Here is a 259-nt window from a genome sequence, read left to right as displayed (position 1 = left end):
CCGGGAGCCGGAAATCACCGTCCGTTAGCCCGCAGCAGCGAGAGGCCGGCTGTGCATAAAGCCGAAGCCGACAGCGCCGCCCATCCGCAAGCCGCGAACCTCGCCGACCACCGCGCGGCGCACACACGATGCAACCGAAGCCAAGACAACCAAAGCAAAGAAGAACAACGAAGCTGGAGCCATCAACAACCGATCAACGCCGGAGCCATGAAGAATGCAAAGCCCGATGATGGCCGAAGCCGACCCAACAAGAACGCCC

Annotated in this window: 1 protein-coding gene; it reads right to left on the bottom strand. The window is 62.2% G+C overall.

Features of this window, described 5'->3' with window-relative positions:
• Positions 1-24: 24 nt before the first annotated feature.
• The coding region (locus AX730_RS19275) for a hypothetical protein (protein ID WP_232310135.1) at positions 25-259 on the bottom strand (235 nt) is incomplete at its 5' end.

The sequence above is a fragment of the Pseudoxanthomonas mexicana genome, from assembly GCF_001556105.1.
In the GTDB taxonomy this organism is placed as follows: domain Bacteria; phylum Pseudomonadota; class Gammaproteobacteria; order Xanthomonadales; family Xanthomonadaceae; genus Pseudoxanthomonas_A; species Pseudoxanthomonas_A mexicana_A.
This window is presented reverse-complemented; position numbering and strand designations above follow the sequence as displayed.